This window comes from Streptomyces deserti (assembly GCF_054782695.1).
In genome coordinates this window covers 103693-127567 of the sequence record NZ_BAAGRZ010000020.1, presented here as the reverse complement: position 1 = coordinate 127567, position 23875 = coordinate 103693, and the positions used below count along the sequence as shown (strand labels likewise).

General features: G+C 71.6%; 22 protein-coding genes and 1 pseudogene. 11 read left to right on the top strand and 12 right to left on the bottom strand.

Annotated elements, in window-relative coordinates:
- Window positions 1-132 precede the first annotated feature (132 nt).
- The gene (locus tag ACYVMZ_RS27735) at window positions 133-507 is read left to right on the top strand and encodes an ArsR/SmtB family transcription factor (RefSeq protein ID WP_461084297.1); all 375 of its coding nucleotides are present in this window, start codon (window positions 133-135) and stop codon (window positions 505-507) included.
- The gene (locus ACYVMZ_RS27730; RefSeq protein ID WP_461084295.1) at window positions 504-989 is read left to right on the top strand and encodes an SRPBCC family protein; all 486 of its coding nucleotides are present in this window, start codon (window positions 504-506) and stop codon (window positions 987-989) included. The genes ACYVMZ_RS27735 and ACYVMZ_RS27730 overlap by 4 nt, the downstream gene beginning before the upstream one ends.
- Window positions 990-1018: 29 nt before the next feature.
- Here the strand turns inward: ACYVMZ_RS27730 and ACYVMZ_RS27725 are convergent, their stop codons facing one another.
- Together ACYVMZ_RS27725 and ACYVMZ_RS27720 are read right to left on the bottom strand one after the other, a co-directional pair.
- Window positions 1019-1840, bottom strand: a complete 822-nt coding sequence (locus ACYVMZ_RS27725) for an Fpg/Nei family DNA glycosylase (RefSeq protein WP_461084293.1) — start codon at window positions 1838-1840, stop codon at window positions 1019-1021.
- Window positions 1841-1927: 87 nt separating this feature from the next.
- Window positions 1928-6862, bottom strand: a complete 4935-nt coding sequence (locus tag ACYVMZ_RS27720) for an ATP-dependent helicase (RefSeq protein WP_461084291.1) — start codon at window positions 6860-6862, stop codon at window positions 1928-1930.
- Window positions 6863-7063: 201 nt separating this feature from the next.
- Here ACYVMZ_RS27720 and ACYVMZ_RS27715 point away from each other — a divergent pair.
- From ACYVMZ_RS27715 to ACYVMZ_RS27705, 3 genes and pseudogenes are all read left to right on the top strand, one after another.
- Window positions 7064-8013: pseudogene (locus ACYVMZ_RS27715) on the top strand (AraC family transcriptional regulator).
- Complete coding sequence (locus ACYVMZ_RS27710) at window positions 7926-8648, top strand: AzlC family ABC transporter permease (protein WP_461084289.1); 723 nt, start codon at window positions 7926-7928, stop codon at window positions 8646-8648. The pseudogene ACYVMZ_RS27715 and the gene ACYVMZ_RS27710 overlap by 88 nt, the downstream one beginning before the upstream one ends.
- Window positions 8645-8953 (top strand): AzlD domain-containing protein, encoded by a 309-nt coding sequence (locus ACYVMZ_RS27705; protein ID WP_461084287.1) that lies wholly within the window; start codon window positions 8645-8647, stop codon window positions 8951-8953. The genes ACYVMZ_RS27710 and ACYVMZ_RS27705 overlap by 4 nt, the downstream gene beginning before the upstream one ends.
- 3 nt (window positions 8954-8956) lie before the next feature.
- Here ACYVMZ_RS27705 and ACYVMZ_RS27700 read toward each other — a convergent pair whose 3' ends face one another.
- On the bottom strand, window positions 8957-9931 hold the full coding sequence (locus ACYVMZ_RS27700) for a hypothetical protein (protein WP_461084285.1): 975 nt from the start codon (window positions 9929-9931) through the stop codon (window positions 8957-8959).
- 78 nt (window positions 9932-10009) lie between these two features.
- Between ACYVMZ_RS27700 and ACYVMZ_RS27695 the strand changes: the two genes are divergently transcribed.
- Both ACYVMZ_RS27695 and ACYVMZ_RS27690 read left to right on the top strand, forming a co-directional pair.
- On the top strand, window positions 10010-10204 hold the full coding sequence (locus tag ACYVMZ_RS27695; protein ID WP_461084283.1) for a DUF3046 domain-containing protein: 195 nt from the start codon (window positions 10010-10012) through the stop codon (window positions 10202-10204).
- 73 nt (window positions 10205-10277) lie between these two features.
- Window positions 10278-11546, top strand: coding sequence for an AI-2E family transporter (locus ACYVMZ_RS27690; RefSeq protein ID WP_461084281.1), 1269 nt, complete (start codon window positions 10278-10280; stop codon window positions 11544-11546).
- 32 nt (window positions 11547-11578) lie between these two features.
- On the opposite strand, the gene ACYVMZ_RS27685 is transcribed toward ACYVMZ_RS27690, so the two are convergent.
- Window positions 11579-12151 (bottom strand): GNAT family N-acetyltransferase, encoded by a 573-nt coding sequence (locus ACYVMZ_RS27685; protein ID WP_461084279.1) that lies wholly within the window; start codon window positions 12149-12151, stop codon window positions 11579-11581.
- Between the two features lie 276 nt (window positions 12152-12427).
- Between ACYVMZ_RS27685 and recA the strand changes: the two genes are divergently transcribed.
- Together recA and recX are read left to right on the top strand one after the other, a co-directional pair.
- On the top strand, window positions 12428-13555 hold the full coding sequence (gene recA / locus ACYVMZ_RS27680) for a recombinase RecA (protein ID WP_461084278.1): 1128 nt from the start codon (window positions 12428-12430) through the stop codon (window positions 13553-13555).
- A 3-nt stretch (window positions 13556-13558) separates the two neighbouring features.
- A complete protein-coding gene (gene recX / locus ACYVMZ_RS27675; protein WP_461084276.1) occupies window positions 13559-14497 on the top strand; it encodes a recombination regulator RecX in 939 nt (312 codons plus the stop codon).
- Window positions 14498-14623: 126 nt separating this feature from the next.
- On the opposite strand, the gene ACYVMZ_RS27670 is transcribed toward recX, so the two are convergent.
- The 8 genes from ACYVMZ_RS27670 to ACYVMZ_RS27635 all read right to left on the bottom strand — a co-directional run bounded on the left by ACYVMZ_RS27670 (window position 14624) and on the right by ACYVMZ_RS27635 (window position 21057).
- The gene (locus ACYVMZ_RS27670; RefSeq protein WP_461084315.1) at window positions 14624-15022 is read right to left on the bottom strand and encodes a rhodanese-like domain-containing protein; all 399 of its coding nucleotides are present in this window, start codon (window positions 15020-15022) and stop codon (window positions 14624-14626) included.
- The gene (locus tag ACYVMZ_RS27665; RefSeq protein WP_461084274.1) at window positions 15013-15552 is read right to left on the bottom strand and encodes a cupin domain-containing protein; all 540 of its coding nucleotides are present in this window, start codon (window positions 15550-15552) and stop codon (window positions 15013-15015) included. The genes ACYVMZ_RS27670 and ACYVMZ_RS27665 overlap by 10 nt, the downstream gene beginning before the upstream one ends.
- Before the next feature lie 81 nt (window positions 15553-15633).
- Entirely contained in the window at window positions 15634-15705 is a 72-nt protein-coding gene (locus ACYVMZ_RS27660; RefSeq protein WP_309544753.1) for a putative leader peptide, read from the bottom strand.
- Window positions 15706-15843: 138 nt separating this feature from the next.
- The gene (locus tag ACYVMZ_RS27655; RefSeq protein WP_461084272.1) at window positions 15844-17457 is read right to left on the bottom strand and encodes an FAD-dependent monooxygenase; all 1614 of its coding nucleotides are present in this window, start codon (window positions 17455-17457) and stop codon (window positions 15844-15846) included.
- A 243-nt stretch (window positions 17458-17700) separates the two neighbouring features.
- A complete protein-coding gene (locus tag ACYVMZ_RS27650; protein ID WP_461084270.1) occupies window positions 17701-18612 on the bottom strand; it encodes an amino acid ABC transporter permease in 912 nt (303 codons plus the stop codon).
- Window positions 18609-19274, bottom strand: coding sequence for an amino acid ABC transporter permease (locus ACYVMZ_RS27645; RefSeq protein WP_461084268.1), 666 nt, complete (start codon window positions 19272-19274; stop codon window positions 18609-18611). Before ACYVMZ_RS27645 ends, ACYVMZ_RS27650 begins: the two co-directional genes overlap by 4 nt.
- Before the next feature lie 75 nt (window positions 19275-19349).
- A complete protein-coding gene (locus ACYVMZ_RS27640; protein ID WP_461084266.1) occupies window positions 19350-20189 on the bottom strand; it encodes a glutamate ABC transporter substrate-binding protein in 840 nt (279 codons plus the stop codon).
- A gap of 91 nt (window positions 20190-20280) precedes the next feature.
- Entirely contained in the window at window positions 20281-21057 is a 777-nt protein-coding gene (locus tag ACYVMZ_RS27635; protein ID WP_461084264.1) for an amino acid ABC transporter ATP-binding protein, read from the bottom strand.
- 290 nt (window positions 21058-21347) lie between these two features.
- Between ACYVMZ_RS27635 and ACYVMZ_RS27630 the strand changes: the two genes are divergently transcribed.
- Both ACYVMZ_RS27630 and ACYVMZ_RS27625 read left to right on the top strand, forming a co-directional pair.
- The gene (locus ACYVMZ_RS27630; RefSeq protein ID WP_461084262.1) at window positions 21348-22034 is read left to right on the top strand and encodes a response regulator transcription factor; all 687 of its coding nucleotides are present in this window, start codon (window positions 21348-21350) and stop codon (window positions 22032-22034) included.
- A 9-nt stretch (window positions 22035-22043) separates the two neighbouring features.
- A complete protein-coding gene (locus ACYVMZ_RS27625) occupies window positions 22044-23447 on the top strand; it encodes a sensor histidine kinase (protein WP_461084260.1) in 1404 nt (467 codons plus the stop codon).
- Window positions 23448-23875: the final 428 nt, after the last annotated feature.

The window sequence follows — 23875 nt, the reverse complement described above, 5'->3', positions numbered from 1 at the left end:
CTCCCACGGCTTCCGCCGTGCCACGGGCCACCCCCACAAAGACGGAATCACTTCCATCTCCACCGTGCCACAGGAAGATCATTCTGCAAGGACCCCTTACAGCGCGAGGGTGCGGAGTTAATCTACAACCAAATGGTTGTAGACAGCTTGGCTGACGAGACCGTGGACCGCTTGTTCCACGCCCTGGCCGATGCCACGCGCCGCGACATACTCCGCCGTTGTGTGCGCGGAGAGCTGTCGGTGTCGCGGCTGGCCGAGGCCTATCCGATGAGCTTCGCCGCGGTGCAGAAGCATGTGGCGGTGCTGGAGCGAGCCGGCCTGGTCACCAAGGAGCGCCGCGGACGGGAGCAGCTCGTGCGCACCGACCCCGAGGCCGTGGGCCGGGTACGCCAGGCCCTGGACGAACTCGAGTCGGCCTGGCGCGGGCGGGTGGAGCGGATGTCCCGCCTGCTCGCCGAGGACGCCGAGCCCGAAGAGGACAACACGACGGAAGGACCGGACAGATGACCGTCACCAGTGTGGACAAGGACCTCGACAACCTGACCCTCACGCTGATCGCCGACTTCGCCGCCCCGCTGGAGCGCGTGTGGCAGCTGTGGGCCGACCCGCGGCAGCTGGAGCGCTGGTGGGGGCCGCCGACCTACCCGGCGACCGTGGAGGAGCACGACCTGACGCCGGGCGGAGAGGTCACGTACTTCATGACCAGCCCCGAGGGAGAGAAGTACCGCGGCTGGTGGCGGATCACGTCCGTCGCCCCGCCGACGGCCCTGGAGTTCGTCGACGGCTTCGCCGACCAGGAGGGGAAGCCGAACGACGAGATGCCGACCACCACGGCGCGAGTGCGGCTCACTGAGCACGACGGAGGCACGCGGATGGAGCTGCGCTCGGTCTTCGACTCCCGGGAGGACATGGAGCGGCTGGTGAACATGGGCATGGTCGAAGGTCTGCAGCAGGCCGTGGGGCAGATCGACGCGCTGCTCGCCTCCTGATTCCACCGGCTTCGGCTGCGTGCGGGGGGTCAGCCGGCCCCGGTTCGGCGCCGTGGTGCCGGGGCGGGGCCCGACTGGCAGGTGGGGCACCAGTACGTGGGGCGGTCGCGGGAGCCGTCGCCCTGGTCGGCGACCCGGACGGACGTGTGGCAGCGCAGGCACGGGCGGGGTGCGCGGCCGTACACGAACAGGTCCTGGCCGCGGCGGCCCGTCGTCGTGCGGATGGGGCGGTCGCGGTTGGTCTCCAGGAGTTTCCTGGCCAGCGCGGGCAGCTTCGTGGCGCGCTCGGCGGGCAGTTCGCCGACGGGGAGCCAGGGGGTGACGCCGAGCAGGAAGCACAGCTCGCTCTTGTAGACGTTGCCGATGCCAGCGAGATTGCGCTGGTCGAGCAGGGCCTCGCCGAGCGGGCGGGCGGGGTCCTTGAGGAGGTTGGCCAGGGCCTGGCCGGGGTCCCAGTCCGGGCCCAGGAGGTCAGGGCCCAGGTGACCGACGACGCGGTCCTCCTCGGAGGTACGCAGGAGTTCCAGCACGGGCAGGCGGTAGCCGACGGCCGTGGCGTCGGGGGTGCCGAGGATCGCGCGGATCTGGTGAGCCGGGCCGCCGCTCCAGCGCTGCCCGGCCGTGTACACCTTCCAGGAGCCGTCCATCTTCAGGTGTGAGTGCAGCGTCAGACCGCCCTCGACGCGGGTCAGGAGGTGCTTGCCGCGTGGGGTGACGTCCAGGACGGTGCGGCCGGTGAGGTCGGCGGTGGCGTACCGGGGGACCCGCAGGTCGCTGCGGGTCAGCACCTTGCCCGCGAGGGCGCCGTGCAGCCGTCTCGCGGTCTGCCAGACCGTGTCTCCTTCGGGCATGGGTCAAGGGTGGCATGGGGTGGGGGCTGGGTGCGGTGTGCGGTTGTGGGCTCGTGCGGTGGCGGTGGGCTGGCGTTGCACGGGGGTTCACGCCCGTAGGCGCAGCCCGCGCGGGGTCGCGATGAAACCCGCTCCTTCCAGGAGGGTGCCGACGGGGGAGGTCAGCGCCGAGGTGCCGTTGACGCGTTCCACCGTGACCGTGCCGAGGGAACCCGCCCGGGCCGCCGCCGCGAGGGCCTCGGCGGCCGTTCGCAGACGGGGGTCGTCGGTGGGGTCGCCGTCGGGGGCGGCGGGCCAGGCCAGCAGGGTCTTGCCGCCGCGCTCCATGTAGAGCGTCAGCTCGCCGTCGACGAGCACCACCAGGGAGCCCGCCTTACGGCCCGGCTTGTGCCCGGCGCCGGTCGGGGGCTCCGGCCAGGGCAGGGCCGCGCCGTACGCGTTCGCCGGGTCGGCGGCGGCGAGCACCACCGCGCGGGTGGTGGGGTCGGGGCGGGTACGGCCACCGGGGAAGCCGGGGGCGTACGGGGCGCGACCGCCGTTCTGCCACGGCGGGGCTGCTGGGGCGAGGTCGCGGGGTGAGACGTAATCGCCCGGTGAGGGGGCAGGGGCCGGGGTGTCGTAGTCGCTGCCGAGCTCCGGGAATCCGTGCTGCCGGAGGTCGCCCTCGTGGGCACGGGCGGTGGACGCGCCGAAGCCGTCCGGCTCGCCGAAGTCGCCGGGCACGTTTCCCGAGCCGTCGGGGATCTGGTCGCCGAAGCTCGGCCCCGGCAGGCCGTCACCCCGGTCGCGGGCGTTGGCGACCGCGCGCAGGCGGTCCACGGCGCCGTCCATCGCGAACTGCGCGGCGCCGAGACCCTCCACCACGTAGCCACGGCGGGCCTGGCCGCTGTCCTCGAAGGCGGACAGGATGCGGTACGTCGCCGAGAAGCCGCCCTCGACGCCCTCCGCGGCGACAGCGCCCCGTGTCACCACGCCGTGCCGGTCGAGGAGCGTGCGGGCCAGGGCGTGGGCGCGCACCGTGGAGTCGGCTTCCCGGTCCGGCAGCAGCGACCAGCGGCCGGCGACGGTCGGCGGGCCGCTGCGGGAGGCGGGACGGGCGGCGGCCGTCAGCGAGCCGTAGCGCCCGCGCGGGACCGTGCGCTTGGCGCGGTGGGCCGTGGAACCGGCGGTGCGGCCCGAGCCCAGCAGGGAACGCATGGGGGCGAGGGTGTCGTTCGTCAGTCGCCCGGACCAGGCCAGGTCCCACAGGACGTCGGCCAGTTGCGGGTCGGTGACGTCGGGGTGGGTGGTGGCGCGGACCTGGTCGGCGATCTGCCGGAAGAACAGTCCGTAGCCGCCGGAGAGCACGTCCAGGACGGACTGGTGCAGGGCGGTCAGCTCCAGGGGGTGCGGGGGCGGCAGGAGCAGCGGGGCCGCGTCCGCCAGGTAGAGGGACACCCAGCCGTCCTTGCCGGGCAGGGACCCCGCTCCGGCCCACACGATCTCTCCGGCGGCCGTGAGTTCGTCCAGCATCGCGGGGGCGTAGTTCACGACCCGGGACGGCAGGACCAGCTTCTCCAGGGCGGACGCGGGCACGGACGCGCCCTGCAACTGCTCGACGGCGCGCACCAGTCCGTCGATGCCGCGCAGGCTGTGGCCCTTGCCGATGTGCTGCCACTGGGGGAGGAACTGGGCGAGCGCGGGCGGCGGCACCGGCTCCAGTTCGTGCCGCAGGGCGGCGAGGGAACGTCGGCGCAGGCGCCGCAGCACGGCCGCGTCGCACCACTCCTGGCCGATCCCGGCCGGATGGAACTCGCCCTGGACGATCCGTCCGCTCGCCGCGAGCCGCTGGAGGGCGCCCTCGGTGACCGCCACGCCCAGACCGAAGCGGGCCGCCGCCGTGGCCGACGTGAACGGGCCGTGGGTGCGGGCATAGCGCGCGAGGAGGTCGCCGAGCGGGTCCTTGACGGGTTCCGTGAAGGCCTCCGGGACGCCGACCGGCAGCGCCGTGCCGAGCGCGTCGCGCAGGCGGCCCGCGTCCTCGATCGCCGCCCAGTGGTCGGCGCCGGCGATACGGACCCGGATGGCGCGGCGGGCCCCGGCCAGTTCCTGCGCCCACTGCGGCTCGGCGCCCCGCGCGGCCAGCTCGGCGTCCGTGAGCGGACCGAGGACACGGAGCAGGTCGGCGACGCCCTCGACGTCCTTGACGCGACGGTCCTCGGTGAGCCACTGCAGCTCCCGCTCCAGCTCCGTCAGCACCTCCGCGTCGAGCAGTTCGCGCAGCTCCGCCTGGCCGAGCAGCTCGGCCAGCAGCCGCGAGTCCAGCGACAGGGCGGCGGCGCGGCGCTCGGCGAGCGGGGAGTCACCCTCGTACAGGAACTGGGCGACGTACCCGAAGAGGAGGGAGCGGGCGAAGGGGGACGGCTCCGGCGTGGTGACCTCGACGAGCCGCACCTTGCGGGACTCCAGGTCACCCATCAGCTCGACGAGGCCGGGGACGTCGAAGACGTCCTGGAGGCATTCGCGGACCGCCTCCAGGACGATCGGGAAGGAACCGAACTCGCTGGCGACCCCCAGCAGTTGGGAGGCGCGCTGGCGCTGCTGCCACAGCGGGGTGCGCTTGCCCGGGTTGCGGCGCGGGAGCAGCAGCGCGCGGGCGGCACACTCGCGGAACCGGGACGCGAACAGGGCCGAGCTCCCCACCTGGTCGGTGACGATCTGGTCGACCTCGCCCTTGTCGAAGACGACGTCCGCCGCGCCGACGGGTGCCTGTTCGGCGTCGTACTCCGTGCCGATCTTCGCCGGTTCCTGGTCGAGGAGGTCCAGGCCCATGAGGTCCGCGTCCGGCAGGCGCAGCACGATGCCGTCGTCGGCGTGCATGACCTGCGCGTCCATGCCGTACCGCTCGGAGAGCTTGGCACCCAGCGCGAGCGCCCACGGGGCGTGGACCTGGGCGCCGAAGGGGGAGTGCACGACGACGCGCCAGTCGCCGAGCTCGTCGCGGAAGCGTTCCACGACGATCGTGCGGTCGTCGGGGACGTGGCCGCAGGCCTCGCGCTGCTCGTTCAGGTACGACAGCACGTTGTCGGCCGCCCAGGCGTCCAGCCCGGCGGCGAGGAGGCGGAGGCGGGCGTCGTCCTTGGGCAGGGAGCCGACCTCGCGCAGGAACGCGCCGACCGCGCGGCCCAGTTCCAGCGGGCGGCCCAGTTGGTCGCCCTTCCAGAAGGGCAGTCGGCCCGGGACGCCCGGGGCGGGGGAGACCAGGACGCGGTCGCGCGTGATGTCCTCGATGCGCCAGGAGCTGGTGCCGAGCGTGAACACGTCCCCGACGCGGGACTCGTACACCATCTCCTCGTCGAGCTCGCCGACCCTGCCGCCGCCCTTCTTCGGGGCGGCGCCCGCGAGGAACACCCCGAAGAGCCCCCGGTCGGGGATCGTGCCGCCGGAGGTGACGGCGAGGCGCTGGGCTCCTGGGCGGCCGGTGATCGTGCCGGCGACGCGGTCCCAGACCACGCGCGGACGCAGCTCCGCGAAGGCGTCCGACGGGTAGCGGCCCGCGAGCATGTCCAGGACGGCCGTGAAGGCGGACTCCGGGAGCGACGCGAAGGGGGCCGCTCGGCGGACCGTGGCCAGCAGGTCGTCGAACTGCCAGGTGTCCATCGCCGTCATCGCGACGAGCTGCTGCGCCAGGACGTCCAGCGGGTTGGCCGGGACCTTCAGGGACTCGATGGCGCCGGTGCGCATCCGCTCGGTGACGACGGCGGCCTGGACGAGGTCCCCGCGGTACTTGGGGAACACGACGCCGGTCGACACCGCGCCGACCTGGTGCCCCGCGCGGCCGACGCGCTGCAGGCCGGAGGCGACCGAGGGCGGGGACTCCACCTGGACGACCAGGTCGACCGCGCCCATGTCGATGCCCAGTTCGAGGCTGGAGGTGGCGACCACGGCCGGGAGACGGCCTGCCTTGAGGTCCTCCTCGACCAGGGCGCGCTGTTCCTTCGAGACCGAGCCGTGGTGGGCGCGGGCGATGACCGGGGGTGCGCCCTGGGCGGCCCCGGAGCCGCCCATGAGTTCCGCCGGGGCGTGCTGTTCGCCGAGGGGTTCGCCGGTGGCTCGTTCGTACGCGATCTCGTTGAGGCGGTTGCACAGGCGCTCCGCGAGGCGGCGGGAGTTCGCGAAGACGATCGTGGAGCGGTGCGACTGGACGAGGTCGGCGATCCGCTCCTCGACGTGCGGCCAGATCGACGGGCGTTCCCCGCCGTCCGAGCCCTCGGCGACCGGGGAGCCGCCCAGCTCGCCCATGTCCTCGACGGGGACGACGACCGAGAGGTCGAACTCCTTGCCTGACTCCGGCTGGACGATCTCCACCTTGCGGCGCGGGGAGAGGAAACGGGCGACCTCGTCGGCGGGGCGGACCGTCGCCGAGAGGCCGACGCGGCGGGCGGGTTTGGGGAGGAGTTCGTCGAGCCGCTCGAGGGAGAGCGCGAGGTGCGCGCCGCGCTTGGTGCCGGCGACCGCGTGGACCTCGTCGAGGATCACCGTCTCGATGCCGGTCAGCGCGTCGCGCGTGGCCGACGTCAGCATCAGGAACAGGGACTCCGGGGTGGTGATCAGGATGTCCGGCGGGCGGGTGGACAGGGCGCGGCGCTCGGCTGCGGGGGTGTCGCCGGAGCGGATGCCGACCTTCACCTCGGGCTCGGGCAGGCCCAGGCGCACGGACTCCTGACGGATGCCGGTCAGGGGGCTGCGGAGGTTGCGCTCCACGTCGACGGCCAGGGCCTTCAGCGGGGAGACGTAGAGGACGCGGCAGCGCTTCTTGGGGTCGGCCGGCGGGGGTGTCGAGGCCAACTGGTCGAGCGCGGCGAGGAAGGCGGCCAGGGTCTTGCCGGAGCCGGTGGGGGCGACGACGAGCACGTCCGAGCCCTCCCGGATGGCCTGCCACGCGCCCGCCTGGGCTGCGGTGGGCGCGGAGAACGCCCCCGTGAACCAGCCGCGGGTCGCGGGGGAGAAGCCGTCCAGGGCTCGGTGTGCGTTGCTGACCATGCCCCCATCGTGCACCCGGGCACTGACAACGGGGGCTGCGGTGGTGGGGCGGGGTGCCTCCGGCGGTGGGGCGGGGTGCCTGCGGCGGCCTGTGTGGGCCCGCTGGGGGCTGGTGTAGTGCCTACGGTTCGGTGAGTGGGGTGGGGCAGCGCCCGTGGGGTGTGCCGCCAGGAATCTCGCACAGTGGCAGACAATGAGCGCATGGCGGGGACACGCGAGCAGGCACGGCACTGGCAGTACACCGAACTGCCCGGTGTCGATCTGCTGCGCGCCCGGTACATCAGGAAGACGTTCGTGCGGCACACGCACGAGAACTTCGTGATCGCCGCCATCGCCGACGGGGTGGAGGTGTTCCATCACGGCGGGGGTGATCAGTACGCCGGCGCCGGGGCGCTCGCGCTGGTCAATCCGGATACGCCGCACACCGGGCGGGCGGGTGTTCCCGAAGGGTGGCGGTACGGGGCCGTGTATCCGTCGCCCGAGGTCGTGGCCGGGATAGCCGCGGAGACGACGACGCTTCGGGGGACCCCCGGGTTCGTCAGTCCCGTACTCGATGATCCGTACACCGTCGGCCTGGTCCATCAGGTGCTGCGGGCCGCCGACGAGGGGAACGCGCTGGCCGCCGACACGCTGCTGCGGGTCGCCGTGACCCGGCTGCTGCGGCTGAACGGTGGCTCGCCGCCGCGGCGGGAGGTGCGGACGGCGGGGGCCCGGATCGCCGCACGCGCGCGTGCGGCGCTGGAGGAGCGGATGGCCGAGCCGCCCACCCTGGAGAAGCTGGCCGGTGAGCTCGGGACGAGTCCGTTCGCGTTGTTGCGCGCCTTCAGGGACGCCTATGGGATGCCACCGCACGCGTGGCTCACGGATGCGCGGGTGCGGCGGGCGCGGCGGTTGCTGGACGCGGGGACGGCGCCGTCGGACGCCGCGGTTGCCGTGGGATTCACCGACCAGCCGCATCTGAACCGGCATTTCACCCGGATCGTCGGTGTGCCTCCGGGGGCCTACCAGCGGGAGCGCAAGAACGTACAAGACCTGGGGAGCGGGCGCTCGTAGCGTCCGGTGCGTGGCAGAACAGACAGCTTTTGCAGAGGTACGGGAGAAGCCGGACGGTGCCGTCGTCCGGGACGCCCTGGGGGTCGGAGTCGCCGTAGGACTGTCCGGGTTCGCCTTCGGGGTGACCTCGGCCGGCAGTGGGCTTTCCCTGCTGCAGACGTGCGCGCTCAGCCTTCTGGTGTTCACCGGGGCGTCCCAGTTCGCGCTGGTGGGGGCGCTCGCGGCCGGCGGCAGTCCGTTCACGGCGGCCGCGGGAGCCTTCTTCCTCGGCGCGCGCAACGCCTTCTACGGGCTGCGCCTGTCGCAGCTGCTGGCCCTCCCGCGCGCGGTACGGCCGTTCGCCGCCCAGTGGGTCATCGACGAGACGGCCGCCGTCGCGCTCGCGCAGCCCACGCGGCGCAGTGCGCGGATCGGGTTCCTCGTGACCGGGCTGAGCCTGTACGTGTTGTGGAACCTCACCACACTGCTCGGCGCGCTGGGCGCCGAGGCGCTCGGGGACACCGGCGCATGGGGGCTGGACGCCGCGGGGCCCGCGGTCTTCCTGGCGCTGCTCGCGCCGATGCTGAAGACCGGGCACGAGCGGGCCGTCGCCGGGCTCGCCGTCCTGCTGGGGCTCGGTCTGCTGCCGGTGCTTCCCGCCGGTGTGCCCGTTCTGGCGGCCGCGCTCGCGGCGCCGGTCGTGCTCTGGGCGGAGGGCCGTCGGCGGGCCCGGGGCCGTGGAGGAGACCGGTGAACATCTGGATCGCGGTCGGTGTGACCGCTCTCGGGTGCTACGCCGTCAAGCTGGCCGGGCTGCTGGTGCCCGCGGACGCCCTGGAGCGGCCCCTCGTCAAGCGGCTTGCCGCGCTGGTGCCCGTCGCCCTGCTCGCCGCTCTCACGGCCCAGCAGACCTTCGCCGACGGGCAGGCGCTGGTGCTCGACGCGCGAGCCGCGGGGCTCGGTGCCGCCGCTGTGGCGCTGGTGCTGCGCGCCCCGTTCCTGGTCGTCGTCGCGGCGGCCGTGGTGGTGACCGCGGGGCTGCGGGCCCTGGGCGGGTGACGGTCAGGTGATGGGGCGGCCGTACGCCCTGAGGGTGCGCAGGGCCTCGATCGTCACCAGGGGGCGCGCCTCCAGGGCGGGGGCCGGTGCCCACTGGCGCTGGGGGTACCACCCACGCGTTGAGCAGTGGGGGAGGATGGGCCACCCGCCGTCCTCCTGCTGTTCCGCCGTGAGGAAGTCCAGGGAGCGGTCCATCTCGGCGTCCGTGAACCACGCGCGCGCGAGGGAGTGCGGTGTTCTCGCGTAGTCGTGGGGGAAGTGGTGCTCGCCGGGGGCGTAACCGGGTGCCACCGGGTACGCGGCGAGGTCGTCCGGGTCCAGGGCGGCGAGGCGGTGCTCGCGCACCAGCCGGCCCAGGCGGTCGGCGGCCGCCTCCGCGCGCGGGCGGTCGGGCGCGGAGTCCAGGAAGGCGACCGCGGCCTCGATCTCGTACGGGTGCGACGTCTCCAGGGACTCCACCGCCTGCCAGCAGAAGTCCGTGGCCCGGAACAGCCAGGCGTGCCACACCTCGTTGCGGTGCAGCAGGCCCACCACCGGCCCGGTGGCGAGGAGTTCGCTCGGCGGGTCGTCCACGACGGGGATGAAGGGCGCCGCCGGGTAGCCGCGCTGGCTGGGATGGATCGCGGGAAGGGCGCCGTCCGCCGTGGAGACGGACGTCAGGTAGCGGCACAGGCGCTCCACGCGCTGCCCGCCGCAGCGCCCGATGGCGTCCAGGACGCGCAGGGCGTGCGCGGTGTGCAGGGGCTGGCTGACCGGGCCGCGCAGATCGGGCTCCAGTGCGTGGCCGTACCCGCCGTCGTCGTTGCGGTAGGCGTCCAGCGCCGTCTCCACGGGATCGGCGCCGCCGTCCCGGAAGTGGTGCGTGAAGAGGCGCTGCTCCAGCACGCGCGCGGTGAGCCACACGAACCGTTCGGCGCGCGCGAGCGGGGTGTGCGCCGGGGGCGTCGGGGGGAGTGCGGAAGCTCCTGTTACGGCCATGCGACAGACCGTAGGGCGGAAAGCGGTCTCGGAGCGGTCGCGGCTCGGGGCCACACCCGGGAGCAGGATACTGGGGTCATGCGGTTGACGGTCTTCTGGCAGCGGATGGCGGAGCACTTCGGTCCCGGCTACGCCGACACCTTCGCGCGTGACCACGTGATGTCGGAGCTCGGCGGACGCACGGTGCACCAGGCCCTGAACGCCGGCTGGGACGCGAAGGACGTGTGGCGTGTGGTGTGCGCGGTCATGAACGTGCCACAGGAGAAGCGCTGATCGGAAGCGCTGATCGGTCACGAAGATCGCAGGACGGCGGTTCGTTGTCGGTGGTGTGGGCGAGACTTGACCCGTGGCACCCACTGACGAGTCCGGGCAGGCAGCCCAGCACGCATCCCCGTTCGGTACGACGCCGTCCGCCCCGCCTCCGGCCGCCGGCGGGCCGAACGCCCGCATGCCGCGCTGGCTGCCGCGCGCCATGGTGCTCGCGCTCGCGCTCTACGCCGTGTTCCAGCTGGGCAGTTGGGCCTTCCACCAGCTCACCGGCCTGCTGATCAACATCCTCATCGCCTTCTTCCTGGCGCTCGCCGTGGAGCCCGCGGTGAGCTGGATGGCCTCGCGCGGGATGCGCCGGGGACTGGCCACCTTCCTCGTCTTCATCGGCGTGACGATCGTGGCGGCGGGGTTCGTCACGCTGCTCGGGTCCATGCTGGCGGGCCAGATCATCAAGATGGTCGAGGGCTTCCCGGCTTACCTCGACTCCGTCATCAACTGGATCAACACGCACTTCAACACCGATCTGAGGCGCGTGGACATCCAGGAGGGCCTGCTCCGCTCCGACTGGCTGCGCAATTACGTCCAGAACAGCGCGACCGGCGTGCTGGACGTGTCCGCCCAGGTCCTCGGGGGCCTCTTCCAGCTGCTGACGATCGCGCTGTTCTCGTTCTACTTCGCCGCGGACGGCCCACGGCTGCGCCGCGCCCTCTGCTCCGTCCTGCCGCCCGCGCGGCAGGCCGAGGTGCTGCGCGCGTGGGAGATCGCCGTGAACAAGACCGGCGGCTACCTGTACTCACGCGGCCTGATGGCCCTGATCTCCGGCGCAGCGCACTACATACTGCTGGAGTTCCTGGACGTGCCGTACGCGCCCGTGCTCGCCGTGTGGGTGGGTCTGGTGTCGCAGTTCATCCCCACCATCGGCACCTACCTCGCGGGCGCCCTGCCCATGCTGATCGCGTTCACGGTCAACCCGTGGTACGCGCTGTGGGTCCTGATCTTCGTCGTGTTCTACCAGCAGTTCGAGAACTACGTGCTGCAGCCGAAGCTCACCTCGAAGACCGTCGACATCCACCCCGCGGTCGCCTTCGGCTCGGTCGTCGCGGGCACCGCCCTCCTCGGCGCCGTCGGCGCGCTGATCGCCATCCCCGCGATCGCCACGCTGCAGGCCTTCCTGGGCGCGTACGTCAAGCGGTACGACGTCACGGACGACCCGCGCGTGCACGGCCACCGCAGATCGGGGGACGGGCCGAACCTCTTCGCAGGCGTGCGGCGGCTGTGGGCGCGGCGGCCCGGGACGGTGCGACCCGAGGGCGGGGCTTCCGGGGAGGGCTCGGGCTCCTCCTGAGGAGCCGGCCGCCGAAGCCCGGGGCTGGTCCGTCAGCGCAGGTCGAGCCGCATGAGGACCCGGGGATGACCGGCCAGCACCGAGGTGGTGTCGGCGGCGTGGGTGAACCCGGCGCGCTCGAAGTTCTTCCGGAGCCCGGCGTACGCCATCGTCAGGTCGACCTTGGCGTCACCGTTGTCCAGGGGGTACGCCTCGATCGCCGGTGCGCCGTGGGCGCGGGCGAACTCGACCGCTCCGGCGATGAGGGCGTGCGAGATGCCCTTCCTGCGATGACCTGGGCGTACGCGGATGCACCACAGCGACCAGACCGGCAGGTCGTCGACGTGCGGGATCTTACGGTTGCGCGCGAAGGAGGTGGCCGAGCGCGGGGCCACGGCGGCCCAGCCGACCGGCTCGCCGGCGTCGTAGGCGATCACCCCAGGAGGCGGGTCCGTACGGCACAGCTCGGCGACGTACTCACCGCGGGCCGGACCGCGGAGCTCGTTGTTGAGCTTGGACGGGATCCGGTAGCTCAGGCACCAGCAGACGTTTGCCCCGGGTGACTTGGGGCCGAGCAGGGTACGGACATCCTCGAAGACCGAAGCCGGGCGAACCTCGATGGTCATGGCACCACGATCGCACGCTGTGCGGGGCGACGCCGTTCCGCCCTCGGTGGCACGGGACGTGCGCGCGGAGGTACCGCGTGGTGAGCTTGACACGAAAATCGAACATCCATTCTTATGGAGGCTCCGGCGAGGCTCTGGGTGGGCGTTTCGATACGGTTTTGGTGGAGAAGTGCCCGAGTTATCCACAGGCCGGACGTGCGTCGAGGCGCATTGTCAGTGGCAGGCGTTAGCGTCTTTGACGTGAAGCGATCGACTCAAGCAAATCGGGTGGAACCCATGGCAGGAACCGACCGCGAGAAGGCTCTCGATGCCGCGCTCGCACAGATTGAACGGCAATTCGGCAAGGGCGCGGTCATGCGCATGGGCGAGCGGTCGAAGGAGCCCATCGAGGTCATCCCGACCGGGTCGACCGCGCTCGACGTGGCGCTCGGCGTCGGCGGTCTGCCGCGCGGCCGCGTGGTGGAGATCTACGGACCGGAGTCCTCCGGTAAGACCACGCTGACGCTGCACGCTGTGGCCAACGCCCAGAAGGCGGGCGGCCAGGTCGCCTTCGTGGACGCGGAGCACGCCCTCGACCCCGAGTACGCGCGCAAGCTCGGTGTCGACATCGACAACCTGATCCTGTCCCAGCCCGACAACGGCGAGCAGGCGCTGGAGATCGTGGACATGCTGGTCCGCTCCGGCGCGCTCGACCTCATCGTCATCGACTCCGTCGCCGCGCTCGTCCCGCGCGCGGAGATCGAGGGCGAGATGGGAGACAGCCACGTCGGTCTGCAGGCCCGTCTGATGAGCCAGGCCCTGCGGAAGATCACCAGCGCGCTCAACCAGTCGAAGACCACCGCGATCTTCATCAACCAGCTCCGCGAGAAGATCGGCGTGATGTTCGGCTCCCCGGAGACCACGACCGGTGGCCGGGCGCTGAAGTTCTACGCGTCGGTGCGCATCGACATCCGCCGCATCGAGACCCTGAAGGACGGCACGGAGGCGGTCGGCAACCGCACCCGGTGCAAGGTCGTCAAGAACAAGGTCGCGCCGCCCTTCAAGCAGGCCGAGTTCGACATCCTCTACGGTCAGGGCATCAGCCGCGAGGGCGGCCTGATCGACATGGGCGTGGAGCACGGCTTCGTCCGCAAGGCCGGCGCCTGGTACACGTACGAGGGCGACCAGCTCGGCCAGGGCAAGGAGAACGCGCGCAACTTCCTCAAGGACAACCCCGACCTGGCCAACGAGATCGAGAAGAAGATCAAGGAGAAGCTGGGCGTCGGCGTGCGCCCCGAGGAGCCGGCCGCCGAGCCCGGCGCGGACGCCGCGCTCTCCGCCACCCCGGCCGCCGCCGCGACGACGGTGCCCGCCCCGGCAGCGGCCAAGGCCACCAAGTCCAAGGCCGCGGCAGCCAAGAGCTGACCCGTGACCCGACGAACCGACTGGGCAGAGTACGAGCACGCCGGGTACGCCGCCTTCTCCGGTGCCCCACGGGGGAGGGGCACCGGGGACGGCACGGCCTCAGCCGCGGACGGTGACGGCGACGCAAACGGGGCCGACAGGGCGTACGCCCCATACGGGGCCGACGGGTCGTCCGACGCATACGCGGGCGACGGGCTGTACGACGCCTTCGGCGTGGACAGCAGCGCATCCGGCGCGAACGCGGGCGGTCCGTACAGCGAGGACTCGGGCGGTGGCCGGCGTCGTGGTGACGGGGCACGCAGGGCGGGTGGCTCACGCGGAGGCGGCTCACGTGACGGTGCGCCGCGTGGTGGGCGCGGACGCCGTCGGCGTGCTGTCGGCGAGGCGGCCGCTCAGGACGGAGGCGCCTCCTCCTTGTCGAGGGCCGAGCAGGAGGAGCCTCCAGGGGACCCGGTCGAGCGGGCACGGGCGATCTGCCTGCGCCTGCTCACCGGGACCCCGCGGACCCGGAAACAACTCGCGGACGCCCTGCGCAAGCGGCAGATCCCGGACGAGGCCGCCGAGCAGGTGCTGTCGCGATTCGAGGAGGTCGGCCTGATCGACGACAGCGCGTTCGCCGACGCCTGGGTGGAGTCCCGGCACCACGGCAGGGGGCTCGCCCGGCGCGCGCTCGCTCAGGAACTGCGGACCAAGGGCGTGGACTCCACACTGATCGACGCGGCCGTCGCCCAGCTCGACTCCGAGCAGGAAGAGGCGACCGCGCGCGAACTCGTCGCCCGCAAGCTGCGCTCCACCCGCGGCCTCGACCGCGACAAGCGGATCCGCCGTCTCGCCGGCATGCTCGCCCGCAAGGGCTACCCGGAGGGCATGGCCCTGCGCGTGGTCCGGCAGGCGCTGGAGGAAGAGGGCGAGGACACGGAGTTCCTCGAGGAGGGCTTCTGACCCTGTTCCTCGACGAGGGGTTCTGACCCGCTGTGGGTTGATGTTCCGGCGCGGTCTCCGACCGACAGACGCCTACGCCGTCACCGGCTCCGCCAGGCCCGTACTACCTCCACCGACAACCCCGCGCTAGGTCGTCACCGGCAACCCCGCCGCCCGCCACGCCTGGAACCCCCCGACCAGATCGGTGGCCCGGTGCAGCCCGAGCCGGTGCAGGGATTCCGCCGCCAGGCTGGAGGCGTAGCCCTCGTTGCAGATGACGACGATGCGCAGCTCGTGGCTCGTGGCCTCGGGGACGCGGTGGCTGCCCTGCGGATCGAGGCGCCACTCCAGCTCGTTGCGCTCGACGACCAGGGCGCCGGGGATCAGGCCGTCCTGCTCGCGCAGGGCCGCGTACCGGATGTCCACCAGCAGCGCCTCACCGGTCCGGGCGGCCTCGTACGCCTCGCGTGCCTCGATGCGCTCGTAGCCCGCGCGCACCCGGTCCAGCAACGCGTCGATTCCCACCCGCTGTTCGCTCACTGCCAGTCCTCGGGACGCTCGACCTGCTCCAGCCGCAGGATCTGCCCGCTGCGGCTGTAGCGCCGGATCTGCGGCAGGGGCGGATAGTAGGCGTGCACGGAGATCGCGTGCCGGTCGGGAGACTCGTTGAGGACCTCGTGGACGTGGTGGCGGCCGAAGGCGCGGCCCTGCCCGGCCGGCAGCCGGCGTTCCCGGTCCACGCCGTCGGTGAGTTCCAACGTCTTCCAGCCGTGGGTGGGCAGTCGTGCGGCGAGCGAGTTCTCCTTGAGCTCGCCCGACGCGGTCACGAAGGCCCCGACGGAGTCGGCGTGGTCGTGCCAGCCGGTGCCCGAGCCGGGCGGCCAGCCGATCAGCCAGGCCTCGCTGCCATGGGGTCCATCCAGCCGCACCCAGGTACGGCCTTCCGGGTCGAGCGGAAGCGAGGCGATCAGCGCGGCGTCGGAGGCCGTACGCCGCACGAAATCGAGGAGGTCGGCCTGGGTGGGCGCGGACACGGCGGGGGAGACAGTGGGGGAGACAGCGGGAGACACAGACACGGCTACCGTCCTGAGAAGCGTTCGCGAGGGGGCGCGCGGCAGCGCGGAAGGCGGCGCGCGAGAGAGAAGAGGGATGCGAATTCAGCAGGACGGGCGACACACGCAACCCGCATAGCGGACGAGGTCCATATGGACCCTCCGCCACAGGCGCACACAGGTGTCGGTCACGATCCGGAGTACACCACACCGGTGCCGACCGGTCAACTCGCTGTCATCATGCGGACGCACAGTGACAGCACAGCCTGGTGACAGCGAGCACGGTGCGGGTGGGCGCGGTGAAGGGGGGGCGCGTCAGCGCGATCCGGCCGAGGCGCCCGCTCCGGCCTCCGCCTCCGCCTTCGCCGGGCCGCCCAGTGTCGCCTCCGCCGCCGCGTACAGGTCGGCCGGGCGCACCCCGCTCAGCGCGGTGACCAGGTGCCCGTCCGGGCGCACCAGAAGCACCGTGTGCGCGGCCGCCCCCGGATAGCTCTCGGCCACCAGCAACTCGGCGGAGTGCGGCAGCGCGGTCACCGCGGCGGCGAGCCGGGGCATGATCCCGGCGCTCACCCAGTGCCGGCGCTCCCACACGCCCGTACCCGGCGCGATCAGCACCACGAGCAGCGCGCCGCGGCCGAGCCGGTCCCGTAGCCGAACGAAGGAGCCGTCCTCCGCCGTGACCCGTACGTCGGTGACCTGCGCTCCGGGCGGGGTGTCGACGGGCACCTCGCCCTCCAGGCGCCGGGGCGCTAGCGGCGAGTCGGCGTACGCCCCCGGCGCACCCAGCGAGCCGTGCCCCAGGTGACCGTCGGCGAGCAGCGCGTCGTGGTTGCGGGCGGAGCCGGGGACGTACGCGCGCAGGCTTCCGCCGCCCCGCAGCAGCGGCAGTACCTGGTCGGCCGCGCGCAGCCGGGCGGCGACGACCGCGCGCCGCTCCGCCTGGTAGCTGTCGAGGAGCGCCTCGTGCGGCCCGTGGTGCCAGGCCAGCGCCAGCTTCCAGGCGAGGTTGTCGGCGTCCCGCAGCCCCTCGTCCATCCCGTGCGTGCCCAGCGCGCCGAGCAGGTGCGCCGCGTCCCCGGCGAGGAACACGCGCCCGACCCGCCAGCGGCGGGCCAGCCGGTGGTGGACGGTGTGGACTCCGGTGTCCAGCAGTTCGTACGACGGCGTCGGGTCGCCGGTCCAGCCGGTGAGGGTCTCCCGGATGCGGGCCAGCAGCAGCTCGGGCGTGACCAGGTCCTTGCCCGGCGGCAGCAGCCAGTCCAGGCGCCACACGCCGTCGGGGAGGGGGCGGGCGGTGATCTCCCCGGCCGAGGGGCCGGACGTGCGCCACGGCGGCATCCGATGGAGCAACGCCTGGTCCTCCCACGGAAGTTCCATGCGCAGCGCGGCCACGGCGTGACGTTCCACCGCCGTACGGCCCGGGAAGCGGATGTCCTGGAGCTTGCGGACCGTCGAACGGGGGCCGTCGCAACCGACCAGGTAACTGCCGCGCCACCACGTGCCCTTGGGCCCGCGGGTGTGGGCGGTGACGCCCGAGGCCTCCTGCTCCAGGCTGTCCAGGCGGCTGTCCACGGCGACCTCGACGAGCGGCTGGCCCGCGAGGGCCGCGCGCAGTGCGCCGGTCAGGACGTGCTGGGCGATGTGCAGCGGCGCCGACTCGGCGTCGTCGAACTCGACCTCGCGCATCACCTGCTTGCGCCGCATCGACCGCCATCCGGCCCAACGGGCGCCCGCCTCGGCCAGGGGAACACCGGTGAGCCGTTCCATCAGGGCCGCGGTGTCCTCGCGCAGGACGACGGTGCGCGCGGGACGCGATTCCTCCTTGCCCGGCCCCTCGTCGAGGACGACCGACGGCACCTCCTGACGTGCCAGCGCCAGGGCGAGCGTGAGCCCGACGGGCCCCGCTCCGACGATGATCACCGGGTCCACGGCGCGGCGCCCCCTGCCCGAGGTGACGTCGTGAGGGACGCAGGTGAACAGGAAGGTGGAGCAGGGTGCACGATCACAGAACGTATGCAACCTATTGCCGGTGCTTGCGTCAAGCGACGGACGGGCCCGCGCGAGTCTGTCAGTGGCCTGGTCCGGGAAGCTGCCCCTGTTGTCAGCCCCGACCACGAAGGGGCAGTGGCGATCGCGCCACTGCCCCTTGCACCGTGCTCGCTTGACTCGCCATCAGGTGGTGCGCTTGGCACCCGCCCCATGGCCCGCGGCCTCGGCCGCGTTGAGGTCCTCGACGTCCTCGGTACCGAGGACCGCGCCCGTGCTCCGCTTGCTGCGCCGCAGCCTGCGCTCCAGCCAGCTCGCGAAACTCGTCAGCGCGAAGTTGACCGCGATGAAGACCACGGCCACGACCGTGAAGCTGGCGATGACGTTCGCGCCGTAGTAGCCGCTCATCGTGCTGGCCGAGGCCAGCAGTTCGGGGAAGGTGAGGACCGCGCCGCCGAGGGCCGTGTCCTTCACGATCACGACGAGCTGGCTGACGATGGCCGGCAGCATCGCGGTGACCGCCTGCGGCAGCAGGACGAGCCGCATCAACTGACCCTTGCGCAGACCGATGGCCATCGCCGCCTCGGACTGACCCTTGGGCAGGGCCAGGATGCCCGCCCGGACGATCTCCGCGAGGACCGAGGAGTTGTAGAGCACCAGACCGGTGACGACCGCGTACAGCGGACGGTCGTCCGAAGGGACGTTGGTGTACGCGGCGAACAGCGCGTTCCCGAAGATCATCAGGACCAGGACGGGGATGGCCCGGAAGAACTCGACCACGACCGTGGCCGGCACCCTGATCCACACGTGGTCCGACAGCCGCGCGATGCCCAGGACGGCGCCGAGCGGCAGCGCGATGATGACGGAGACCGCCGCGGCCTTCAGGGTGTTCGCAAGGCCCGGCAGGATGTACGTGGTCCAGGCCTCGGTGCCGGCGAGGAAGGGCTTCCACTGCGCCCACTCCAGCTGGCCCTTGTCCCTGAGGGTGCTGAGCACCCACCACATCAGGGCCACGAGGGCGACCAGGAAGACCACCGTGAACACGACATTGCGCCGCTTGGCGCGGGGGCCCTGGGCGTCGTAGAGGATCGAGCTCATCGCTTCACCGCCACCTTCTTGCCCACCCAGCCGAGGATCAGACCGGTCGGCAGCGTCAGGCACACGAAACCGAACGCGATGATCGCGGAGATGAGCAGCAGCTGCGCCTCGTTCTCGATCATCTCCTTCATCAGCAACGCCGCTTCCGCGACACCGATCGCGGCGGCCACCGTGGTGTTCTTCGTCAGCGCGATCAGTACGTTCGTCAGCGGGCCGACCACCGAACGGAACGCCTGCGGCAGCACGACCAGGCCCAGTACCTGGGAGAAGCTGAGGCCGATGGCCCGGGCCGCCTCGGCCTGCCCGACCGGCACCGTGTTGATGCCGGACCGCAGCGCCTCGCACACGAAGGCGGAGGTGTAGACGATCAGACCGAGCACGGCGAGGCGGAAGTTGATCGCCTCGAAGCCCTCCGCTCCGAGGCTGATGTTCAGGGTCTGGTTGAGGCCGAGCGAGGTGAACAGGATGATCACGGTCAGCGGGATGTTCCGCACGAGGTTCACGTAGGCGGCCCCGAAACCGCGCATCAACGGCACCGGGCCCACCCGCATGGCGGCCAGCAAGGTGCCCCAGATCAAGGAGCCGACGGCGGAGAGCAGGGCGAGCTGCACCGTCGTCCAGAAGGCTCCCAGCACGTCGTAGTCAGAAAGAAAGTCGAACACGGTGTTCCGCGCTTCCGCGTGTAGGGATACCCCGGTGTGCCGCCCCGAAGGGCGGCACACCCGTCAGGCGCTGCCTCAGCTCTTGATCTCGCCGATCTTCGGCGCGGGCTCGTACTTGTAGTTGGCCGGACCGAAGTTCTTCTCCACGGCCTTCTGCCAGGAGTTGTCGGCGACCATGTCCTCGAGCGCCTTGTTGATCTTGTCCTTGAGGTCGCTGCCCTTCTTGACGCCGATGCCGTAGTTCTCGTTGGTCATCTTGAAGCCGCCGAGCTTGAACTTGCCCTTGAACTGCGACTGGGCGGCGTAACCGGCGAGGATAGAGTCGTCGGTGGTCAGCGCGTCGATCGCGTTGTTCTGCAGGCCGCTCAGGCACGCCGAGTACGTCGGGTACGTCTGCAGGTCGGCCTTGGGCGCCAGCTTCTCCTTGACGTTCTGCGCCGAGGTCGAGCCGACCACCGAGCACAGCTTCTTGTTGTTGAGGTCAGCCGGCGACTTGATGGAGTTGTCGTCGGCGCGGATCAGCACGTCCTGGTGCGCCAGCAGGTAGGGGCCGGCGAAGTCGACCTTCTCCTGGCGCTCCGGGGTGATCGAGTACGTCGCGGCGATGAAGTCGACGTCACCGCGCTGGAGCATGGTCTCGCGGTCGGCGCTCTTCGCTTCCTTCCACTCGATCTGGTCCGCGTCATAGCCGAGCTTCTTGGCGACGTACGTGGCGACGTCGACGTCGAAGCCGGCGTAACCCTGCGGTGTCTTCTGACCGAGGCCGGGCTGGTCGAACTTGATGCCGACGCTGATCGTCTTGCCACCACCGGAGCCGGAGCCGCCACCGTCTCCGTTGTCACCGCCGCACGCGGTTGCGGTGAGGGCGAGAGCGAACACGGTGGCTGAGGCAGCGGTGACCTTGCGGAACTTCATGGTGAACATCCTTTGCCGTGAAGAGAAAGCCGTCGATGAAAGCCGTGGATGCGGGTGACGCGGGTCGTCGCGGGGGACGCGACGTGCGCCGTCAGTGGTGCAGGATCTTGGACAGGAAGTCCTTGGCGCGGTCGCTGCGCGGATTGCTGAAGAACTGGTCGGGCGCAGCCTCCTCGACGATGCGGCCGTCCGCCATGAACACCACGCGGTTTGCCGCCGATCGTGCGAAACCCATCTCGTGGGTGACGACGATCATGGTCATACCGTCGCGGGCGAGCTGCTGCATGACCTCCAGGACCTCGTTGATCATCTCCGGGTCGAGCGCCGACGTCGGCTCGTCGAAGAGCATGACCTTCGGTTCCATGGCCAGGGCCCGCGCGATGGCGACGCGCTGCTGCTGACCACCGGACAGCTGCGCCGGGTACTTGTCGGCCTGTGCGGTGACGCCGACCCGGTCGAGCAGGGCCCGGGCCCGCTCCTCGGCCTGCTTCTTGTCCTTCTTGCGGACCTTGATCTGACCCAGCGTGACGTTCTCGAGCACGGTCTTGTGCGCGAAGAGGTTGAAGGACTGGAAGACCATCCCGACGTCGGCCCGCAGCCGGGCCAGCTCCTTGCCCTCGGCGGGCAGCGGCTTGCCGTCGATCGAGATCGTGCCGGAGTCGATCGTCTCCAGGCGGTTGATGGTGCGGCACAGGGTGGACTTGCCGGACCCAGAGGGTCCGATCACGACGACGACTTCACCGCGGGCGATGGTCAGGTCGATGTCCTGGAGAACGTGCAACGCGCCGAAGTGCTTGTTGACGCTCTTCAGGACGACCAGTTCGCCGGTCGCGGCCACATCTTCCTTGGCCACCGATACTTCGGTCATCGCTCTCAGGCTCCGTCCTCCTCGGTTTCGGAGGACAGTAGTAACCCTCTACGACCTGCGTCATTAGTCTTGAGGGGAATCTGAGCATCACGATCCGATAGCAATCGGACACGTGTCGTAGCACTTATGAGCAGGGCTCATATCGGCCGGGTAACGGAAGCGGCGCGCAACCGGAACCCTCTTGACGCCGTCCTCATCCATCAGCGTGACTGCACAAGGTGCACGCGCGCGCGTGCACGCCTTTTTGTACACACCCAGATCGTACGGCCGATGAACCGAAGGGGGCCCGGATGAGACTGCTGCTCGTCGAGGACGACAACCACGTGGCGGCAGCTCTGTCGGCGGTCCTGGCCCGGCACGGCTTCGACGTCACCCACGCGCGCAGCGGTGAGGAGGCCCTCCAGGCGCTCGTCCCCGAGGGCAACGGCTTCGGCGTCGTCCTCCTCGACCTGGGCCTGCCCGACCAGGACGGATACGAGGTCTGCAGCAAGATCCGCAAGCGCACCAGCACCCCGGTGATCATGGTCACCGCACGTTCCGACGTCCGCTCCCGCATCCACGGCCTCAACCTCGGCGCCGACGACTACGTGGTGAAGCCGTACGACACTGGAGAGCTGCTCGCGCGGATCCACGCCGTCAGCCGGCGCACCGCCCACGAGGACACCCAGAGCGGTATCGAGACCGAACTGCGCCTCGGCCCCGTCCACATCCAGCTGCCGACGCGGCAGGTCAGCGTCGACGGTGCGGTCATCCAGCTCACCCGCAAGGAGTTCGACCTCCTCGCACTGCTCGCGCAGCGCCCCGGAGTGGTCTTCCGCCGGGAGCAGATCATCAGCGAGGTGTGGCGCACCAGCTGGGAGGGGACCGGGCGCACGCTGGAGGTGCACGTCGCGTCCCTGCGCGCCAAGCTGCGCATGCCCGCCCTCATCGAGACCGTGCGCGGGGTCGGCTACCGGCTCGTCGCGCCTACCGGGTAGCGGGGCCGGGTGCGCACACGACTGCTCCCGCTGCTCATCGTCCTGATGGCGGCCGTGCTGCTCGCGCTCGGCATCCCGCTCGCCGTCAGCCTGGCCGGCGCCCAGCAGCAGAGGGTCGTCGTCGACCGCATCGACGACACGGCGCGCTTCGCGGCCCTCGCCCAGTTCGTCACCGAGACGCCCACGGCGTCTCCCGCCGCGGCCAGGAACGAGCGGCGGGAGACCCTGCAGAGCGAACTCAACAGCTACTACAGGGTCTACGGCATCCGGGCCGGCGTCTTCTACCGCACCGACGCGCCCATGGCCCACGCGCCGAACTGGTTCCTCCCCGAGACGGGCGAGGTGCGCGACGCCTTCGACGAGGCGCTGCTCAGCCGTCGCAGCCACGACCCGGAGCAGGTGTGGCCCTGGCAGCGGCGGCGTCTCGTCGTCGCCTCGCCGGTCATCCGGGACGGTGACGTCGTCGCGGTGGTGGTCACCGACTCGCCCACCGGGCCAATGCGCTCGCGCACCCTGCACGGCTGGCTGGTGATCGGCGCGGGCGAGGCCGCCGCGATGCTGCTCGCCGTCGGTGCCGCGCTGCGGCTGACCGGCTGGGTGCTCAGGCCCGTACGCGTCCTGGACGCCACCACCCACGACATCGCCACCGGGCGGCTGAAGTCCCGGGTCGCCGCCGCCGGGGGACCGCCGGAACTCAGGCGGCTGGCCCGGTCGTTCAACGAGATGGCGGACAACGTCGAGAACGTGCTGGAGCAGCAGCGCGCCTTCGTCGCCGACGCCTCGCACCAGCTGCGCAACCCGCTCTCGGCGCTACTGCTGCGCATCGAACTGCTCGCCCTCGAACTGCCCGAGGGCAACGAGGAGATCGCCTCGGTCCAGGCCGAGGGCAAGCGCCTCGCGCAGGTCCTGGACGACCTGCTCGACCTGGCGCTGGCCGAGCACACCGAGGCCGACCTGAGGGTCACCGACATCGGCGCGCTCGCCGCCGAGCGCGTCGCGGCCTGGTCCCCGACCGCGGAGGCCAAGGGCGTACGACTGGTGGGCGACTGCCCGCCCACCACGGCCTGGGCCGACCCGGTCGCCCTGTCCAGCGCGCTGGACGCGGTGATCGACAACGCGGTGAAGTTCACGCCCAGGGACGAGACCGTCGAGGTCACCGTCGCCTCCGACGGCGACACCACGACCGTCGTCGTCACCGACAACGGCCCCGGGCTGACCGACGAGGAACTCACCCGCATCGGCGACCGCTTCTGGCGCAGCGGCCGCCACCAGAACATCAAGGGCTCGGGCCTCGGCCTGTCCATCTCACGGGCGCTGCTCGCGGCGGGCGGCGGCTCGATCACGTACGACCACCACGAGCCGCACGGGCTGAAGGTGACGGTGAGGGTGCCGAGGTCGGCGCCGATGGTGTGAATCGGCAGAGGTGGGATGGCGTGAATCGGCAGAGGTGGGATGTGAACCGGCCGGAGTCGTTCGGGAACGGGCGGGAGTCGTTCGCGAGCCGGTGGGGGGCGTTCGGGAACGGGTGGGGGCCACGTGGACCGGCGAGAGTTGCTGGTGAGCCGGTGGGAGTCGTCGACGACCGGCGGGAGCTGGTGGTGAACGGGCGAGGCGGGTCGCGAAGCGGCAGAGCTGCTGGTGAGTACGCGGGGGCGGATCGTGACGCGCGGCGGCTGTTCGTGACGCGGCCGGAGTTGTTGGTGAGGCGGTGTGAGTCGTTCACGAGCCGGTGGGGGTCGTTCACGAGTCGGCGGGAGTCGTTCGCGAACGGGCTGGAACGGGTCGTGAAGTCTCGCCGGTTCACGAACCGTCCCGTCGGCTCACCAACAACTCCCGCCGCT

Excerpts from the sequence above, each read along its gene's own strand:
- ACYVMZ_RS27735 (WP_461084297.1), top strand. The coding sequence starts at position 133 with ATGGTTGTAGACAGCTTGGCTGACGAGACCGTGGACCGCTTGTTCCAC.
- ACYVMZ_RS27730 (WP_461084295.1), top strand. The coding sequence starts at position 504 with ATGACCGTCACCAGTGTGGACAAGGACCTCGACAACCTGACCCTCACG.
- ACYVMZ_RS27725 (WP_461084293.1), bottom strand. The coding sequence starts at position 1,840 with ATGCCCGAAGGAGACACGGTCTGGCAGACCGCGAGACGGCTGCACGGC.
- ACYVMZ_RS27720 (WP_461084291.1), bottom strand. The coding sequence starts at position 6,862 with ATGGTCAGCAACGCACACCGAGCCCTGGACGGCTTCTCCCCCGCGACC.
- ACYVMZ_RS27700 (WP_461084285.1), bottom strand. The coding sequence starts at position 9,931 with ATGGCCGTAACAGGAGCTTCCGCACTCCCCCCGACGCCCCCGGCGCAC.
- ACYVMZ_RS27695 (WP_461084283.1), top strand. The coding sequence starts at position 10,010 with ATGCGGTTGACGGTCTTCTGGCAGCGGATGGCGGAGCACTTCGGTCCC.
- ACYVMZ_RS27685 (WP_461084279.1), bottom strand. The coding sequence starts at position 12,151 with ATGACCATCGAGGTTCGCCCGGCTTCGGTCTTCGAGGATGTCCGTACC.
- recA (WP_461084278.1), top strand. The coding sequence starts at position 12,428 with ATGGCAGGAACCGACCGCGAGAAGGCTCTCGATGCCGCGCTCGCACAG.
- ACYVMZ_RS27650 (WP_461084270.1), bottom strand. The coding sequence starts at position 18,612 with ATGAGCTCGATCCTCTACGACGCCCAGGGCCCCCGCGCCAAGCGGCGC.
- ACYVMZ_RS27640 (WP_461084266.1), bottom strand. The coding sequence starts at position 20,189 with ATGAAGTTCCGCAAGGTCACCGCTGCCTCAGCCACCGTGTTCGCTCTC.
- ACYVMZ_RS27635 (WP_461084264.1), bottom strand. The coding sequence starts at position 21,057 with ATGACCGAAGTATCGGTGGCCAAGGAAGATGTGGCCGCGACCGGCGAA.
- ACYVMZ_RS27630 (WP_461084262.1), top strand. The coding sequence starts at position 21,348 with ATGAGACTGCTGCTCGTCGAGGACGACAACCACGTGGCGGCAGCTCTG.